General features: G+C 42.4%; 18 protein-coding genes. 10 read left to right on the top strand and 8 right to left on the bottom strand.

Going from position 1 to position 15,304, the window contains the following annotated elements; all coding sequences use genetic code 11:
* Positions 1-12 precede the first annotated feature (12 nt).
* From ACAM39_RS02030 to ACAM39_RS01990, 9 genes are all read left to right on the top strand, one after another.
* On the top strand, positions 13-429 hold the full coding sequence (locus ACAM39_RS02030; protein ID WP_369628051.1) for a hypothetical protein: 417 nt from the start codon (positions 13-15) through the stop codon (positions 427-429).
* A gap of 10 nt (positions 430-439) precedes the next feature.
* Positions 440-799 (top strand): hypothetical protein, encoded by a 360-nt coding sequence (locus tag ACAM39_RS02025; protein WP_369628050.1) that lies wholly within the window; start codon positions 440-442, stop codon positions 797-799.
* Positions 796-1,389, top strand: a complete 594-nt coding sequence (locus tag ACAM39_RS02020; protein ID WP_369628049.1) for a hypothetical protein — start codon at positions 796-798, stop codon at positions 1,387-1,389. Before ACAM39_RS02025 ends, ACAM39_RS02020 begins: the two co-directional genes overlap by 4 nt.
* Positions 1,382-2,437, top strand: coding sequence for a zonular occludens toxin domain-containing protein (locus ACAM39_RS02015; RefSeq protein WP_369628048.1), 1,056 nt, complete (start codon positions 1,382-1,384; stop codon positions 2,435-2,437). The genes ACAM39_RS02020 and ACAM39_RS02015 overlap by 8 nt, the downstream gene beginning before the upstream one ends.
* Positions 2,437-2,673, top strand: a complete 237-nt coding sequence (locus ACAM39_RS02010; RefSeq protein WP_369628047.1) for a hypothetical protein — start codon at positions 2,437-2,439, stop codon at positions 2,671-2,673. The genes ACAM39_RS02015 and ACAM39_RS02010 overlap by 1 nt, the downstream gene beginning before the upstream one ends.
* Before the next feature lie 11 nt (positions 2,674-2,684).
* Positions 2,685-2,954 carry a major capsid protein gene (locus ACAM39_RS02005; RefSeq protein ID WP_369628046.1) on the top strand — a complete coding sequence of 90 codons (270 nt, stop codon included), beginning with the start codon at positions 2,685-2,687 and terminating at the stop codon, positions 2,952-2,954.
* Between the two features lie 162 nt (positions 2,955-3,116).
* Entirely contained in the window at positions 3,117-4,703 is a 1,587-nt protein-coding gene (locus ACAM39_RS02000) for a virulence factor TspB C-terminal domain-related protein (protein WP_369628045.1), read from the top strand.
* Positions 4,696-4,974 carry a DUF2523 family protein gene (locus ACAM39_RS01995; protein ID WP_369628044.1) on the top strand — a complete coding sequence of 93 codons (279 nt, stop codon included), beginning with the start codon at positions 4,696-4,698 and terminating at the stop codon, positions 4,972-4,974. Before ACAM39_RS02000 ends, ACAM39_RS01995 begins: the two co-directional genes overlap by 8 nt.
* A 40-nt stretch (positions 4,975-5,014) precedes the next feature.
* Complete coding sequence (locus ACAM39_RS01990; RefSeq protein WP_369628043.1) at positions 5,015-5,839, top strand: tyrosine-type recombinase/integrase; 825 nt, start codon at positions 5,015-5,017, stop codon at positions 5,837-5,839.
* Between the two features lie 241 nt (positions 5,840-6,080).
* Here ACAM39_RS01990 and ispD read toward each other — a convergent pair whose 3' ends face one another.
* From ispD to ACAM39_RS01965, 5 genes are all read right to left on the bottom strand, one after another.
* Positions 6,081-6,899 (bottom strand): 2-C-methyl-D-erythritol 4-phosphate cytidylyltransferase, encoded by an 819-nt coding sequence (gene ispD, locus ACAM39_RS01985; RefSeq protein WP_369628042.1) that lies wholly within the window; start codon positions 6,897-6,899, stop codon positions 6,081-6,083.
* A 77-nt stretch (positions 6,900-6,976) separates the two neighbouring features.
* On the bottom strand, positions 6,977-7,327 hold the full coding sequence (locus tag ACAM39_RS01980) for a septum formation initiator family protein (RefSeq protein WP_369628041.1): 351 nt from the start codon (positions 7,325-7,327) through the stop codon (positions 6,977-6,979).
* A gap of 174 nt (positions 7,328-7,501) precedes the next feature.
* On the bottom strand, positions 7,502-8,827 hold the full coding sequence (gene eno, locus ACAM39_RS01975) for a phosphopyruvate hydratase (protein ID WP_007116104.1): 1,326 nt from the start codon (positions 8,825-8,827) through the stop codon (positions 7,502-7,504).
* Between the two features lie 179 nt (positions 8,828-9,006).
* Complete coding sequence (locus ACAM39_RS01970; protein ID WP_369628040.1) at positions 9,007-11,301, bottom strand: heavy metal translocating P-type ATPase; 2,295 nt, start codon at positions 11,299-11,301, stop codon at positions 9,007-9,009.
* 37 nt (positions 11,302-11,338) lie between these two features.
* Positions 11,339-11,551 (bottom strand): heavy-metal-associated domain-containing protein, encoded by a 213-nt coding sequence (locus ACAM39_RS01965; protein ID WP_062333783.1) that lies wholly within the window; start codon positions 11,549-11,551, stop codon positions 11,339-11,341.
* Between the two features lie 97 nt (positions 11,552-11,648).
* On the opposite strand from ACAM39_RS01965, the gene ACAM39_RS01960 reads away from it, so the two are divergent.
* On the top strand, positions 11,649-12,113 hold the full coding sequence (locus tag ACAM39_RS01960; RefSeq protein ID WP_369628039.1) for a MerR family DNA-binding protein: 465 nt from the start codon (positions 11,649-11,651) through the stop codon (positions 12,111-12,113).
* A 9-nt stretch (positions 12,114-12,122) separates the two neighbouring features.
* On the opposite strand, the gene ACAM39_RS01955 is transcribed toward ACAM39_RS01960, so the two are convergent.
* From ACAM39_RS01955 to ACAM39_RS01945, 3 genes are all read right to left on the bottom strand, one after another.
* Complete coding sequence (locus ACAM39_RS01955) at positions 12,123-12,416, bottom strand: heavy-metal-associated domain-containing protein (RefSeq protein ID WP_369628038.1); 294 nt, start codon at positions 12,414-12,416, stop codon at positions 12,123-12,125.
* A gap of 151 nt (positions 12,417-12,567) precedes the next feature.
* Positions 12,568-13,431, bottom strand: coding sequence for a 3-deoxy-8-phosphooctulonate synthase (gene kdsA / locus ACAM39_RS01950; RefSeq protein ID WP_369628037.1), 864 nt, complete (start codon positions 13,429-13,431; stop codon positions 12,568-12,570).
* 119 nt (positions 13,432-13,550) lie between these two features.
* Entirely contained in the window at positions 13,551-15,179 is a 1,629-nt protein-coding gene (locus ACAM39_RS01945) for a CTP synthase (RefSeq protein ID WP_369628036.1), read from the bottom strand.
* Positions 15,180-15,304 lie beyond the last annotated feature (125 nt).

The raw sequence follows: 15,304 nt of genomic DNA, 5'->3' as shown, positions 1-15,304 counted from the left end.
GTATAGCAACTTATGGCAAAACTAGATTTAACACAAACTATTACGGTCAATGATGTTACTTATGATCCATCTGACTTTTATCAACGTAAATTGTTAGTTCAGGGTGTTCAACCCACTAACTATGAAAGTCATGTTTTCATTGATGTATTAGTCAGTCATAAAAATACTAAAACAACTCAAAACGGTGAAAAAGCTGGTGGTATTGCACAAGCAATTTATCGTTATCAAGAAATTGACGATATTCATAAATTTAATGAGCATCAATACCCGTTTTATTTAGATGTTGTTATGACGGATATTGTTGATAAAAAAGGTGAAACTGTTCAACTTATCCTACACGCTGATTTTGATACTATCCAAGAAATGCAGCTTGTACCACGCAACCAAAAACCAACTAACGCGGCTTCAGCCATTCCAGCTAAGCCATAAGGTCTAACCAATGAAAAAATCATTTGTTTTGCCTGATTTAGATAGTAATAACGACAATGAAATTTACTGGCGTTTGGTACGCTGGACAGCTTTTGTTTTTGCTATCTTTTTGCCTACTTACTTGCTAACGGCTGTTGCTAAGACTGCTCCAGCATTACCAAGTAATTTAGATCAGGCAATGACTTATGATTTTTTCATTAAGTTTTTTCAATCTGATATTTTTCTGTTTGTTTTGTTTGGCGTCATGATCGCTTATACGATTTTTGTATATCGTTTATTGATTGAACTTTTTTTATTTATTGTTTTTATCACTGATTTATTCAAATTATTGAAAAATCGTCCAGCACATTTGAAAGGTCGTAAAAAATGATTACTCTAATTACTGGCGGTCAATCAATCCAGCGCAAAGCATTAATGAGTAGCCTAACGGCTGCTTTGCCTAATTACTGTACCTCACAATATACTTATTTTGGTGAGGATTTGTATAAAAAAATTATCGAATGGTGTTTTGAAGATAATAACGACGTGTATTTTTTACTTGATGATAAAGACAAATATTTTTTTGATTTGTCTGCACATACTAGATCTGATTTTAAATTCATAGACAAGCATTTTCACATTGTTGAAACCTTTGATAATTTGTTTGTCTATGAGTTTGACCAGCTAACAAAAGATTTAAGCAACGCCCAAACGATCCGTAACGCTAAAAAATATGTGTTTAACCCTAACTATGCTCATGTTGCCTTACAACCCTATGTTAACAATAAACTATTCAAAAGTTTTAAGGCACTTTGCTTCTTTGCCTATGTTGGTGCGATTGCTTATTCTATTTTTGCCATCATTTTTTATAAAGATGTTTCTAGAATTCATCAAGCTATAGATTGGGCATTAGTTCAGGCGTTTATTTCTGCTACGTTTTTATTAGCCTTTACCACATTTCAACGGGTGGCTTATGAGTAATGTGGTCTTGGTTACTGGCGTCATGGGTTCGGGCAAAACTTTAAAAGTTGTTGCTGACTTGGTCAATGACATTGAAAAAAATGAGACTCGCCCAGTTGAGGAAAAACGCACTTATTACGCAGACATTACGGGTCTAAAAATTGAGGGTGTCTTGCCCAGTCCTGACGATTGGAGAACCACACCTGACCATAGCTATATCATTTATGACGAGGCACAATTAAACCCTAGATTTGCCCGTAAACGTGGCTTGTCTCATATATCCGTGCAGGAATTAACCCTTGCTCGTAAACGTGGGCACACCATTATTTTTATCACTCAAGCACCCAACCGATTACACCAAGACATTTTAGACGTGATCCAAGAACATTATCATTTGGCTAGACCTTACGGGGCAAAACTTGCTACTTGCTATATGTGGCGAAATAAAGCTGAAAAAAACCCAATGGGACGTGAAGCCCAACGCACTGTAGAAACAAAGTTTTTATTTACTTATCCAAAAAAATGTTATGACTATTACGACTCTGCACAAGTCAAAAACGACGGTTTAAAAATTAAGATACCGCCTAAAACTGCCGCGTTTGTCCTGTTGCCCTTGGCTCTTTTTGCTTATGCTGGTTATGGCTGGTTTGATCCAAAAGTACAAAAACTCGCTAACCCTGCTTCGGCTAAAAAATCCGCCTCGGCTACTGCGTCAACGTCTGCGCCCACGGTTTTAGCTTCTGCGCCCCAAACTGCTTCGGCTGTCTCTGCTATGTCCTCGCCTTCAGCTTCGACACCGCAACCGCCAATAGACGCATACGCACAAAAATTACAGTCAATGCCCGTTAATGTTATTAACTTTGGTGGCAAGTGTACGGCATACAATAAAGACGGTTTACCGCTTGAATTAACTTATAAAGATTGTCTCGCATACGCACATGGCAAAAAACCAATCATGCGGATATTGCAAAATAATCAAGTAGCTGCGTCTGTGCAACCAATACCACAAACGCAAATACCCGCGACAAATAATGTCGCTCAAACTATAGCAAGTGCTGGGGGTGTGTAATGGCTAGTGAAGTCGCTGCAACCATACCGCCAAATATACTTGAAACAAAAATCGGTCTCGTTTGTATTGATGTTGATACAACTAACGGGGCTTGTAAAACTTGGGCAGTAATGAAACAACCTGAGCCATTACTTCCTAAGTTGTCCAAGGCTGAAATGGGGCAAATAACCATGTCAACATTGGGCGTTATTATCCTAGCTTGGGTATTCACTGTACTAAAAAAAGCGATCAACTAAAGGAGACTAAAATGTCTAAATTCGCTCAAATGAAAAAACGCCTAGCAACCACTAAACAAGCTATCAATAACAAAACTTTGGCTAAAGTGGTTATTCCTGCAACTTTAACCCTTGGCGCAATGTCTGCTCATGCTGATTTGACTGGTACAAGTGGCGTTGACGTAAATGATATCGCTGGTGAAGTTGCAGACGCTAAAACCCCAGTCGCTAAAATTGCTTCTGCTTCTCTTGGTGTTTATGTTGCCTTGCGTGTTTGGAAACTTGTACGTCGTGCTATCTAATCACTTCGTATAACTTGGCTGTAGTTGACTGACTCCGACAGTCAATTTTTAATTAATCTACTAATATGATTTAAGAGGCTAGATTATGTTATTAGATTATTTACCTTATGTTTTAATCATTGTTTGTTCTTATCTCGTTTTGTTCAAATAGGATTGCTAATCATGCGCCAACTATTTAAAAAAATAATGGTTTGTTTTTTAGCGATCCAATTAGCTTTTTTTTCGCCTGTTTCTGCTAACGCTGCTAGTCCTGCTGGTTGGACTTTTTCGGGCTTTGATGCCGTTGCTGGTGTTGTTTCTGCTGTCAAAAATGGTGCTAGAGCAACTGCTACCGTTGCAAAAAGTCCCGTTACTTCAAAGATTGCCAAGGGTATTTTAGGCGGTGTTATTGCTGGTGCTGCTATACCCTTGGCTATTAATCAAATTACTGGTATTGCGTTTGATGCTATTGATTGGGTTCTTGATCCTGCAAATAACGCTATCAAATATAGGGACAAAAACGCTGTCACGGGTGAGTATTCTTTTACTGACCCAATTTGCACTGTTGGTTATGCTAAGGGTTATCGCGCCTCTGAAACTGGTGTTGCGGCTTGGACTTATTATGGTATTCATAATGCTACGGGTTATGCTACTTTTACAAATTCTGATGGTGGGCATCCTGTTTCTCAACAATGTTTACCTGCTGTCCCTGTCGCCTCGAATGACTGGAAATCTATTCCTATCCCTACGGTTTCAGATAAAATCTACGACAATGCAAAAACGGGTCATGCTGATAGTGTCGCTGCTGTAACAACTGCCGTTGCTGACCTCACAAAAGAAGGTGAGTATGACAAGCCCCTTGATTTAGCTAAGCCAGAAGAAAAAACCTGTGAAGCGGGTTATGTAAAAAACTCTGCTGGTGAATGTGTAAAAAAAGATGAACCCAAAACTTGCCCTGCTGGTTCTTTTAAAGTTGGTGACATTTGTATTGAACCGCCAGTACCAAAAGATGACGGTTCATGTGGTGAATGTTGTGAGCAGTTATTACAAGCTATTTCTGCCCTTGCTAAATTACAAACTGAACTTAATCAAAAATTACTTGATAGTGATGATAAAACTAGAGAAGAAATTAAAAAAATTCAAGATAAAATTGACTTGTTAGCTACTGATTTAAAAGATGTTAACAGTAATATTATTAAGTTGGTTGATGAGGCTAAGAAGTTAAATACTACGGTTGAGCAGTTAGATAAAAACCAAGAATTACGTTTTAAAAATCTTACTGATACTATTAAGCAAGCGAATAAAGAATTGCTTGATAGTGACAAAATTACTCAAGAAAAACTTGATAAAATAGACCAACTTTTAACTCAATCATTAGATGAATTTAAAAAAACGAATGAAAAGCTGGATAAAGTGAATGAAAATTTAGAGAAAATGCATAAATGTAATGAGACCGAATTTAATAAAAAAATGTGTGATATGTCCGATTGGTTTCAACAGAAATTTGATAAACCTGATGAAAATGGCAAAGTTGATATAAAAGATTTTGAGTTGCCCAGTATCGATACAAACAAAGTTAAGTTTGATAATCAGTGTCCTGCACCAACGCCACTTGATATAAGTATATCCTCGCTTATGGTGAATTTTCATGATGAATTAAATTATCAGCCGCTTTGTGATTTTATGACTAAATTACGCCCCTTTGTCGTTGGCTTTGGCTATGTCTCAGGTGCGTTTATTGTGGCAGGGGTAGGGCGTAAAAATGGGTAATATGTTCTATCAAATTGGCTTGGCACTCATGCAAGTAGGCATAAAGCGGCTGTTGCTTGGTGCTGGTCTTGGTCTTGTCTCATATACGGCATTATCTAAAATATTTGATAATATGATATCTAACGCCATTGCGAATATGCAAGGCGGATCAGATATTGCATTGTCTTTTCTAGGTCTATCGGGTATGGATACCGCTTTATCTATTGTTATTAGTGCTGCCTTGGTGCGTGTGACTATTGCGTCAAGTCAATTACATTTAACAAGGTCTTAGTCTGTTGCTGGGTAATTTCGCCTTGTAACGAGATTTAAAAATGAACTTTTTAGCAATACTTGACTATTATAGTCGTAATGGTCTTTATCAATCTAATCATGATTACCTTGATAAGTTTAATCATTTGATGTTTTTTGCTGGTAAGGATTCTATCAAGATAGATGATATTCATGATTATTGTAGTTTACGTACCTTGTCGGGTGTCAAAAATGCTACGGTTAATCGTGAATTGAATATTGCTAGGAGCGCAATTAACTATTACAACAAACACAATGACATAAACATAAAAAATCCGTTTAACGGGTTTAATCTTTTTGAGTCGGATTTTATACCCAAGTACTTAAATGCTGGTGAGTGTTCGTTGCTCTTGGAGACTTGCAAGCAATACTCTAACCCGCTTTTTCGTTCTTATATATCATTATTATTAAATACGGGTTCGCGCTCGGGTGAGCTATTAACTCTCCAATGGGACAATGTTTTTCTTGATGATCGTTATTTGATTGTTCGCAATTCTTTATCTAAGAATAAAAAGACTGTTTATAAACCTTTGAATAATCAGGCTATTATTGCTTTTTCTGAGCTTTCCCCGCTCGATACTGGCTTTGTTTTTTTGAATACCAGGACAAATGATCGTTATAAAAGTTTTCGTAAAGCTTGGCTTTGGGCTAAAGAACGTTCAGGCATTGATTGCCGTATTCATGATTTAAGGCACACTTTCGCTAGTTTGCTGGTGTCAAGCGGTGTACCCCTTTATCATGTCTCGCAGTTACTCGGTCATTCTGACACGCGAATAACGCAGCGTTACGCACATTTAAGCCCAGATAACTTATTATATGTGGTAGAATCTTTGCCACAATTTGGCTAATGTGGAACATCGCCCTTTCACGGCGGTAACCGGGGTTCGAATCCCCGTGGGGACGCCAATTTTTTTAGTGGTAACGCTAAAAAATACAGTTAAAAAGCCATGCTAATTAAGTATGGCTTTTTTGTTTTTGTAGCTTTATAAATTCTCTTTCCTGTTTTTTGCTCGTGCGCTTTTTTTGTTATGGGCTTCTTTTCTTATGCACTTTTAGCGGTAACCTCAATTTGTTGCCAAGCCATTTTTGCTAAGGTTTTGCCAGATACACCTGCGCAAACTGCAAATCCTCTGGAAAAGTCAGTTTGATATTGCTATGACTGCCTTCCACCAATAACGGCTGTTTGCCAAAATGCTCAAATAAACTGGCTTCATCGGTAAACGCAATCGTTTGCTCAATCGCTTGGGTTAGATAATAATACAGTGTTGCCAATGGGAAAATCTGCGGGGTTTGTGCTAGCCACAACTGGCTGCGATCAAGCGTTTTTTGTGCCAACACTTGGTCTTGTGCATGGATGATTTGTTTGACCGTATCGCGCACCGGTACTGCTAATAAGCCACCCGCTGACTCCTGCCCTTGCTTTTGCTGTGACTGTTGCAAAAATTGCTGCGTGGTCTGTGTGATCAATTTTTCTATATCGCTTGGATTGACACAAGGACGCGCAGCATCATGAATCAGCACCCAATGATTATCATACGTATGATGACTAGCTTTTTCACTGAAGGCTTTGTCACGGAGGGGATTTTGATATTGTTGCCAAATCGTTTGCACGGCGTTAAACACCGAATTCATTCGCTCCTTGCCACCTATCACCCACTCGATTGGCATGCTAAAGTCCAGTGTTTTGGCAATCGTATCTTCTTCAGAAATTACCAAATAGCAAGTATTTAGCTGGTGGACTTTGCTTAGCGCCGCTATGCTGTGTTGTAGCACCGTCTGACCGCCAATATGGGTGTACTGTTTTGGCATCTGGCTCCCAAAGCGTTTGCCAACGCCTGCAGCGACGACCACAGTGTCAATCGTAAAGTTGTTAGATAAATTGGCAGGTATCGCGTTAAGTTCTGACATGGCGTCTTTTCAACAATAAAGTAAACAGTTGACAGTAAAAATTGAGACAAATATAACTTTGGCAGTTTGTATACATTTTATGGGTGAGGCGTGGCGGTGTTGTGGGCGGTCGGTGTGACCACATCGGTACTGTAGACACTGCTAGCGGTCGACATTTGCACAAATGTTTCGCCTTGCTTGATTAAACCTAAATCAGAGCGAGCGTGTTCTTCCACCGCTTCAAGTCCGCTTTTTAAGTCTTTGACATCGGCAAGCAATACCTCATTGGCTTTTTGCTGATCACTATTGACGGATTGCTGTTCGCTGATTTGTTTATTTAACGCTGCCAAATCGCCACGACCATTGGTGCCAAACCAATACTGGTATTGTAGACATACCAACACAATCACCGCAAAAATAATCATAAACAGTTGACGCAAATAAATCATGACAGCACTCAATAATAAAAACTTTTGGCATAAAAAAACCTTACCCCACGCATTGTAGCAAATTCAATGTCATGGGTTAAGGTTTTTATCACTTCAATGCTTTATCAAGCTTTAATATTTAAGCTTTTGAAGTTAGGCTTTTGGCGCTAAGCTTTTAAAGTTAGGCTTTTAAAGTTAGGCTTTTGGGTTGCGTAAACCGATAAACTCGTCAGCACCGTGGTAGCTTGCGGTGACCATCTGCTCGATACGAAGTAGTTGGTTGTATTTGGCAACACGGTCAGAACGGCACAGTGAGCCTGTTTTGATTTGACCTGCAGCTGTCCCCACGGCTAAGTCAGCGATGGTGCTGTCTTCAGTCTCACCTGAGCGGTGTGAGATGACGGTGGCATAGCCATTTTTCTTCGCTAGATAAATGGCATCTAAGGTTTCTGATAACGTGCCGATTTGGTTAAATTTAATCAAAATCGCATTGGCAATGTGTTTGTCGATACCTTCTTGTAGGATTTTTGGGTTGGTCACAAACAAATCGTCACCCACGAGCTGTACTTTGTCGCCCAATTTTTGCGTTAAGTACGCCCAGCCATCCCAATCGCTTTCATCTAGACCATCTTCAATCGAGATAATTGGGTATTGGCTCACAAGACTGGCTAAATAATCCGCAAAACCTTCTGAACTAAAGGCTTTATTGCCTTCGCCTTCAAGTACGTATTGACCATTTTTGTAAAACTCTGATGAGGCACAATCAAGCGCTAAGTAAATGTCTTTACCTGCGGTATACCCTGCTTGCTCAATCGCTTGCATGATGACAGTAATCGCTTCTTCGTTTGAGCGTAAGTTCGGTGCAAAGCCACCTTCATCACCGACTGCGGTGTTTAGACCTTGTTTTTTTAGCACAGATTTTAGGCTGTGGAACACTTCTGTACCTGCACGCAACGCTTCACCGAAGCTGGTAAAATTAACAGGCTCAATCATAAACTCTTGGATATCAACGGTGTTGTCCGCGTGGGCACCGCCATTTAGGATGTTCATCATCGGCACAGGCATTGATAGTGATGTTTGCCCACGTAGGTTGGCAATGTACTGGTGAAGTGGCAGTTTTTGTGATTGTGCGGCGGCACGGGCTGCTGCTAAAGATACTGCTAAGGTCGCATTGGCGCCCAATTTTTCTTTGTTTTCTGTGCCATCAAGCGCTAATAATTTGTTGTCAATGTCTTGTTGTTTGGATACGTCCATATCAACCAGTGATGAACGAATTTCACTGTTGACGTTGGCAACGGCTTTTTTGACCCCTTTACCCAGATAGCGTGATGCATCACCATCACGCAGCTCAAGCGCTTCACGTGAACCTGTCGATGCCCCCGATGGTGCTGCTGCACGACCGATAGTACCATCCGCTAAAATCACATCGGCTTCAATGGTTGGGTTGCCGCGTGAGTCTAAAATTTCGCGCGCAATGATATCTTTGATTTGGTTATTGGTGGTGGTTTCTTCAGCGTACATGGCGTTTTCCTTGGCTGTCACAATCAACAATGGGAGTGTTAAAATACAAATGAGGTGGGTTTATCATAGCATATTTTAACAAATTTTAGCAGCTTATCACTATCGCCTATAGGTCATGCATAGTCATACGCAGCCAAGTAAAACCAGCCCCAACGGGTTGTCAAAACAACCATAAGCCGTTAGGAAATGACTTTCATGCGGGTGAGTCGCAAGGCATTAAGTAATACAGAAATCGAGCTCAGCGCCATCGCCGCTGCCGCAATCATCGGATTGAGTAGCCCAAATGCTGCTAACGGTATACCAAGACAGTTATAGATAAACGCAAAAAATAGGTTTTGCTTAATATTACGCAGGGTTGCGCGGGCAATTGTGACCGCATAATCGACATGTTTGAGCGACTCGCCCATCAGCCTAGCCGTGGCGCTATGCTTGGCAATATCGGTTGCGCCTTCTACTGCAAAACTTACGGTCGCTGTTGCCATCGCGGGGGCATCATTCACCCCATCGCCCACCATTGCTACTTTTTTACCTTGTTGTTGTAGGCTATCAATTTTTTGCGCTTTATCACGGGGTGACAGCTCACCAAAGGCTTGGTTTGCTTTGACTTGTTGGGCGATAAAGTCAACTACCGACTGCTTGTCACCACTCATCACTATCACCTCTAGATGATGGGCTTGCAGCGACGCAATCACCTTAACACTGTCTGGTTTGATCTCATCGGCTAGCGCAAAGGCTGCCACAGGGGTGTCATTGATACTTACCGCCACTTGACTGGCAATCTGCCAAACAGGATTGGCTTGGATAATCGATGCAGGTAACTGAAGATTGGCAAAACTTGGCGTGCCGATTTTCACCCGCCCAATCGTGGCTACCTGTGCCTGTATCCCCTGCCCGAGCACTGTCTCTACATGGCTTATGGTAAATGCTGCTGGACTTTGAGGCGTATCAGTTTGCTTAGTGTAGGATTTGGCATAGTTCACTAGCGTGGTCGCAAGCGGGTGGTTCGCATGACGTTCGACACTGGCAACGAGCTGCAGCAGAGCTGCTTTATCTAAGTTAAACAGCTTTAGATTGTCATCTATCAGGTACGATGCAGATAATTGGGGTTTACCTTGGGTGATGGTGCCTGTCTTATCGAATACTACCGTATCAATTGCACCTGCCGCTTCTAAGGCTTGCGCATCTTTAAACCAAACCCCTGAGCGTGCTGCCACACCCATGCCCGCCATGATGGCTGCCGGCGTCGCCAGTCCCAATGCACAGGGGCAAGCAATCACGAGCACCGCCACCGCGCGCATGAGTGCCGTGTCAAACGCGCCTAAGAACCAATAATTGGCAAAAAAAGTCAACAAAGCGATGGCAACCACCACCGGCACAAAAATCCCCGCGACTTTATCGGCGATACGGGCGATATGGGCTTTACTGCCTTGGGCGTCGTTGAGCGCTTGTATCATATCGCCAAGCCGTGTTTGACTGCCTTTGGCGGTGACTTGGTATTCAAAGCTGCCGTTTTCTACCATGGCACCTGCCAGCACCGTACTGCCAATATGTTTAGACAGGGGCACTGATTCACCCGTCAAATGGCTTTCATCACACCAGCCTTCGCCAGCGGTGACGATGCCATCCGTGGCAATGCGAGACCCTGCTTTAGCACGTAAAATTTGACCGGCCGTGACTTGCTCAAGGGGCAGGGTTTGCCACTGCTCATCTTGGCTTTGTGGATTGGGGTTTTTAACTTCCACTTGCTCAGGGGTGAGCGCTAATAGCAAATTGATGCTATTTAGGCTGTGTTTTTTGGTACGGGCTTCTAGGTATTTCCCCATTTTGACAAAGGCAATTACCATCACGCTAGCTTCAAAATACACATGGGGCATGCTATGCGCCATCCCATCATGCCCCATTTGGGCTATGGTTTGCAGATAGCTCAACCAACTATAGGTCGAATACGCCCAAATTGTCAGTGTGCCAAGCACCACCAACACGTCCATATTGGCAAGACCGCCTTTGATACTCGCCCAGGCACTTTTGTAAAACGCTGTCGCCAAGCCAAACTGTACGATAGTTGCCAACACAAATTGTAGCCATAGCGGCGGCATCAGCGCGTGACTGCCCATCATCATGCCCGCCATGCCAATCAAAAAAGGCAGCAAGCAAATCCAAACCGCAATCAAGTTGTAGGGCACTTTCTGCTCATGGGCTTCATGCGCAAATAGCGCGTTCTGCGGCTGTACTTTTGCCTCATAGCCTGTCTTTTTCACCCATTCTACAATCTGCTCGGCGTTGGTTTGTGAGGCATCAAACTGCACCTGCGCTACTTCATTGGCATAGTTGACATTGGCTTGCACTATCGCAGGCTTTTTATTGAGCACTTTTTCGATGCGGCTGGCACAGGCTTGACAAGTCATGCCATCGATATCAAGAATGATTTGCTCGGTATGGGCGTTGTCTGACGCGTGTATCGATTGGGTAGTCATGATAGTGTCTGTCTTATGGTGTCTTTGCGTGGCGTCGTTATACTACGTCAAAGCCAGCGTCTTCAATCGCTTCTTTAAGCGTGCTTTGTTGTACTTGGCTGTCATCAAAGCTGATGGTTGCGTTGTTATGGTCAAGGCTGACATCGACAGATTGCACCCCTGCCACTTGATTGAGGGCATTGGTTACGCTTTTGACGCAGCCGCCACAAGTCATGCCTTGGATATTTAAGGTGATGGTTTGGGTTGTCATACTACGCTCCTTTTTTACGTTCTTTAAAAAAAAAGATTGATTTATCACACTGTGGTATTACTATAAACCTTAACATTAGGTCAAGGTCAAGCAAAAAATGAATATTAATGAAGTCGCTAAATTGACTGAGTTATCACCTAGACAAATTCGTGATTACGAAAAACTCGGTTTATTACAAACTATCCAGCGCACCGACAGCGGTTATCGTGTCTTTAGCGATACCCAATTACAGCGTCTAAAATTTATCAAACATGCCCGTGATGTGGGATTTTCATTAGCACAAATTGAAGCGTTATTGGCTCTACAAGACAACAAAGAGCGTAGCAACGCCCAAGTCAAAGCATTAACGCGCAATCACATCGATGAACTAAGTGATAAAATACAGCGGTTACAATCAATGAAAGCCACCCTGCAAGCCTGGCATGACAGTTGTTTGGGAGATGGCTCGCCTAACTGTAGTATTCTAAAGGGCTTGCAAGATGGCGTACAATATGGCGTACAATATGGCGTACAAAATGACTCAGTGATCAAGCACGCTTGCCGCACCGAGTGTAGCCACTGAACAAGCGATTTAGGAAAGTCTACCGTCTTTTGCCAAATCACCCATTAAAGTGCGATTATTGGCAGGGTTGGCAGGTGCCTCAATAGGGAAAGGCTCGGTGATATAGTCGACATTGGTCAGTGCAGCTTTGAAGGCAAAAACTGATGTCTGGGTATCATCAAAGCTGACAATCACGCGATGATTTTCAGGTTCAAGATGCACCGCCTGCACCCCGCCGATGGTGGTTAACGCTTTCATGACTGCCTCATAGCCTGCTGGGTCATGAATGCCTTTTAAATCATACGCGACTGTTTGAATTGCCATAGTCATTCCTGTATTTATGCGGTGGGTTATCAAATATTGTTTTAGTCCTATAACCTAGCACTATACCATAGCCAAAAAAAAGCCTCGTTATCTATTGATAACATTTTAATAACAAGGCGTTGCAAATTTGTGTTAAAAACTTGCGTAAAAATTAATGGGTATCTAACACCTCAAACCCTTTGACTAAGGTATCAAGCTGTTTTAACTGGGCTAAAAACGGCTCAAGCTGACTCAGCCGCAGCGCACAAGGACCATCGCATTTGGCAACATCAGGATTTGGATGCGCTTCCAAAAATAACCCTGCCAATCCTGTTGCCATGCCAGCGCGTGCTAACGTGGTAATCTGTTCTCGGCGACCGCCTGCACTATCTGCACGCGCACCCGGCTGCTGAAGGCTATGGGTCACATCAAAAAACACGGGAACCTGCATTTTTTTCATAGTGTCAAAGCCAAGCATATCGACAACGAGATTGTTATAACCAAACGCACTGCCACGCTCGCACAAAATGATTTTATCATTACCGGCTTCAAGGCATTTATTGATGATATGCTTCATCTCATGGGGTGCCAAAAACTGTGCTTTTTTGACATTAATAATCGCACCGGTTTTTGCCATCGCTGCTACCAAGTCAGTTTGGCGGCTCAAAAACGCGGGCAACTGGATAATATCCGCCACGGCTGCCACAGGCTCAGCTTGGTACGGTTCGTGTACGTCAGTGATAATGGGCACATTGAAGGTTTTTTTGATATCGTGTAGCCATTCGATACCTTTTTCCAAACCTGGACCGCGAAATGAGTACAAGCTTGAGCGATTGGCTTTATCAAAACTTGCCTTAAACACATAGCCAATATTTAAGCGCTTACAGATGTCAATATAGCTTTCAGCAATTTCAAATGCCAAATCTTTACTTTCTAGTACATTCATGCCGCCAAACAGCACAAACGGTTGATCATTGCCGATGGTGATATCATTGAGCTGAATATGGGATTGTGGTGTCGGTAAGTTAGTGGTCATAGGGCTCTCAGTATGTTGTCAAAGTTTTTATTGATTGTCACTATAGCATAATTGGCTAGATACGAAGCTGGCTAAAAAAAACCACCTGTAGCAGATGGTTTTGTTGTGCATCATAAATACTATTTTTTGGTTTGTTTCGCCGCTGCAACAAAGCTATTGAACAATGGATGACCACCGCGTGGCTGGCTGGTAAATTCTGGATGGAATTGTACCGCCACATACCAAGGATGATTGGCAATCTCTACCGACTCGACCAAATGCTGTTTGGCTGAATAACCAGAAATTTTCATACCAGCATTTTCCAGCTGTTCGATATAGCGACCATTCATTTCATAGCGGTGACGATGGCGCTCAGTAATCACAGGGCTGCCATAGATTTGGCGCAGTTTGCTGTCTTCCACAAGCTCGGCTTTTTGGGCACCCAAACGCATGGTACCGCCCAAATCTGAGGCGTCACTACGTACTTGTAGTTCACCTTTTTCATCAAACCATTCTGTAATCAAACCAATCAATGGCGCTTTGGTTTTTTTATCAAACTCTGTTGAGTTGGCATCTAAACCCAATACATTGCGCGCAAACTCAATGACGGCTAATTGCATGCCCAAACAAATCCCTAAATAAGGCACATTGTTTTCGCGGGCATAGCGAATCGCTTTCATTTTACCCAGGGTGCCGCGCTCACCGAATCCACCAGGAACAAGCACCGCATCGGCAGCTTTAATATACTCAAACAGGCTGTCATCATTTTCAAGTTTTTCGGCATCCACATAGTCAATCTTGACTTTGACATTGTTTGCCACACCCGCATGTAGCAAGGCTTCATTGATTGACTTATAAGCATCAGGCAGTTCGACGTATTTACCCACCATCGCCACAGTTACGGTTTCTTGGGTATTTAACAACGCTTGGGTAAACTGGTGCCAATCACTCAAGTCCGCCTCTGGGGTATCTAAACCAAAGCGTTCACAAATCAAATCATCTAAATGCTGGGCATGCAGGATACTTGGAATTTGATAAATGGATTTGGCATCTGGGCAAAGGATAACGGCACGTTGCTCAACATTGGTAAACGATGCAATTTTTAGGCGATTATCATCGCTAATCGCGTGTTCACTACGACAAATTAATACATCAGGCTGCAAGCCAATGCTGCGTAATTCTTTGACTGAGTGCTGGGTTGGTTTGGTTTTGCTCTCGCCTGCACTCGCGATATAAGGCACGAGGGTTAAATGCATTAGCATCGCATTGTTGCGGCCAAGTTCAACTTGCATTTGACGCACCGCTTCCATGAATGGCAAGCTTTCAATATCACCGACAGTACCACCGATTTCAATCATGGCAATATCGTAGCCTTCGCCGCTGGCACGAATACGCGCTTTGATTTCATCGGTAATATGTGGAATGACCTGTACCGTACCGCCCAAATAATCACCGCGACGTTCTCTCTCAATCACCGTTGAATAAATACGCCCACTGGTAAAGTTGTTGCGTTGTGTCATTTTTGAGTGGCGCAAAAAACGCTCGTAATAACCCAAATCAAGGTCAGTCTCTGCGCCATCTTCGGTAACAAATACTTCACCATGCTGAAACGGGCTCATTGTACCTGGATCAATATTGATATAAGGGTCCATTTTGGTCATGGTGACTTTCAGACCACGTGCCTCAAGAATCGCGGCTACCGATGCAGCGGTGATACCTTTGCCAAGTGAAGAAACGACACCGCCAGTTACAAAGATGAATTTTGTCATGTTATCTATTTCGCTCGTTGGTAAAAAAGAATTTTACTCGAAAATGCCTAGGTTTAGCAAAAAATTATTTTTATCAATAAATCACTCACTCATAAAAAAAATCCACTCATCGCTGAGTGGATTTT

Source organism: Moraxella sp. K02 (genome assembly GCF_041154755.1).
Lineage (GTDB): Bacteria > Pseudomonadota > Gammaproteobacteria > Pseudomonadales > Moraxellaceae > Faucicola.
The sequence above is the reverse complement of the archived record's forward strand: the minus strand, read 5'-3'. Positions and strand labels throughout refer to the sequence as shown.

Bases quoted from the DNA above. Each gene is read 5' to 3' on its own strand.
- ACAM39_RS01965 (WP_062333783.1), bottom strand. From the start codon at position 11,551: ATGACAACCCAAACCATCACCTTAAATATCCAAGGCATGACTTGTGGC.
- eno (WP_007116104.1), bottom strand. From the start codon at position 8,827: ATGTACGCTGAAGAAACCACCACCAATAACCAAATCAAAGATATCATT.
- ACAM39_RS02015 (WP_369628048.1), top strand. From the start codon at position 1,382: ATGAGTAATGTGGTCTTGGTTACTGGCGTCATGGGTTCGGGCAAAACT.
- ACAM39_RS01955 (WP_369628038.1), bottom strand. From the start codon at position 12,416: ATGGCAATTCAAACAGTCGCGTATGATTTAAAAGGCATTCATGACCCA.
- ACAM39_RS02030 (WP_369628051.1), top strand. From the start codon at position 13: ATGGCAAAACTAGATTTAACACAAACTATTACGGTCAATGATGTTACT.
- ACAM39_RS01995 (WP_369628044.1), top strand. From the start codon at position 4,696: ATGGGTAATATGTTCTATCAAATTGGCTTGGCACTCATGCAAGTAGGC.
- ACAM39_RS01960 (WP_369628039.1), top strand. From the start codon at position 11,649: ATGAATATTAATGAAGTCGCTAAATTGACTGAGTTATCACCTAGACAA.
- ACAM39_RS01945 (WP_369628036.1), bottom strand. From the start codon at position 15,179: ATGACAAAATTCATCTTTGTAACTGGCGGTGTCGTTTCTTCACTTGGC.
- kdsA (WP_369628037.1), bottom strand. From the start codon at position 13,431: ATGACCACTAACTTACCGACACCACAATCCCATATTCAGCTCAATGAT.
- ACAM39_RS01970 (WP_369628040.1), bottom strand. From the start codon at position 11,301: ATGACTACCCAATCGATACACGCGTCAGACAACGCCCATACCGAGCAA.
- ACAM39_RS02005 (WP_369628046.1), top strand. From the start codon at position 2,685: ATGTCTAAATTCGCTCAAATGAAAAAACGCCTAGCAACCACTAAACAA.
- ACAM39_RS01980 (WP_369628041.1), bottom strand. From the start codon at position 7,327: ATGATTTATTTGCGTCAACTGTTTATGATTATTTTTGCGGTGATTGTG.
- ACAM39_RS02000 (WP_369628045.1), top strand. From the start codon at position 3,117: ATGCGCCAACTATTTAAAAAAATAATGGTTTGTTTTTTAGCGATCCAA.
- ACAM39_RS02025 (WP_369628050.1), top strand. From the start codon at position 440: ATGAAAAAATCATTTGTTTTGCCTGATTTAGATAGTAATAACGACAAT.
- ispD (WP_369628042.1), bottom strand. From the start codon at position 6,899: ATGTCAGAACTTAACGCGATACCTGCCAATTTATCTAACAACTTTACG.
- ACAM39_RS02020 (WP_369628049.1), top strand. From the start codon at position 796: ATGATTACTCTAATTACTGGCGGTCAATCAATCCAGCGCAAAGCATTA.
- ACAM39_RS02010 (WP_369628047.1), top strand. From the start codon at position 2,437: ATGGCTAGTGAAGTCGCTGCAACCATACCGCCAAATATACTTGAAACA.
- ACAM39_RS01990 (WP_369628043.1), top strand. From the start codon at position 5,015: ATGAACTTTTTAGCAATACTTGACTATTATAGTCGTAATGGTCTTTAT.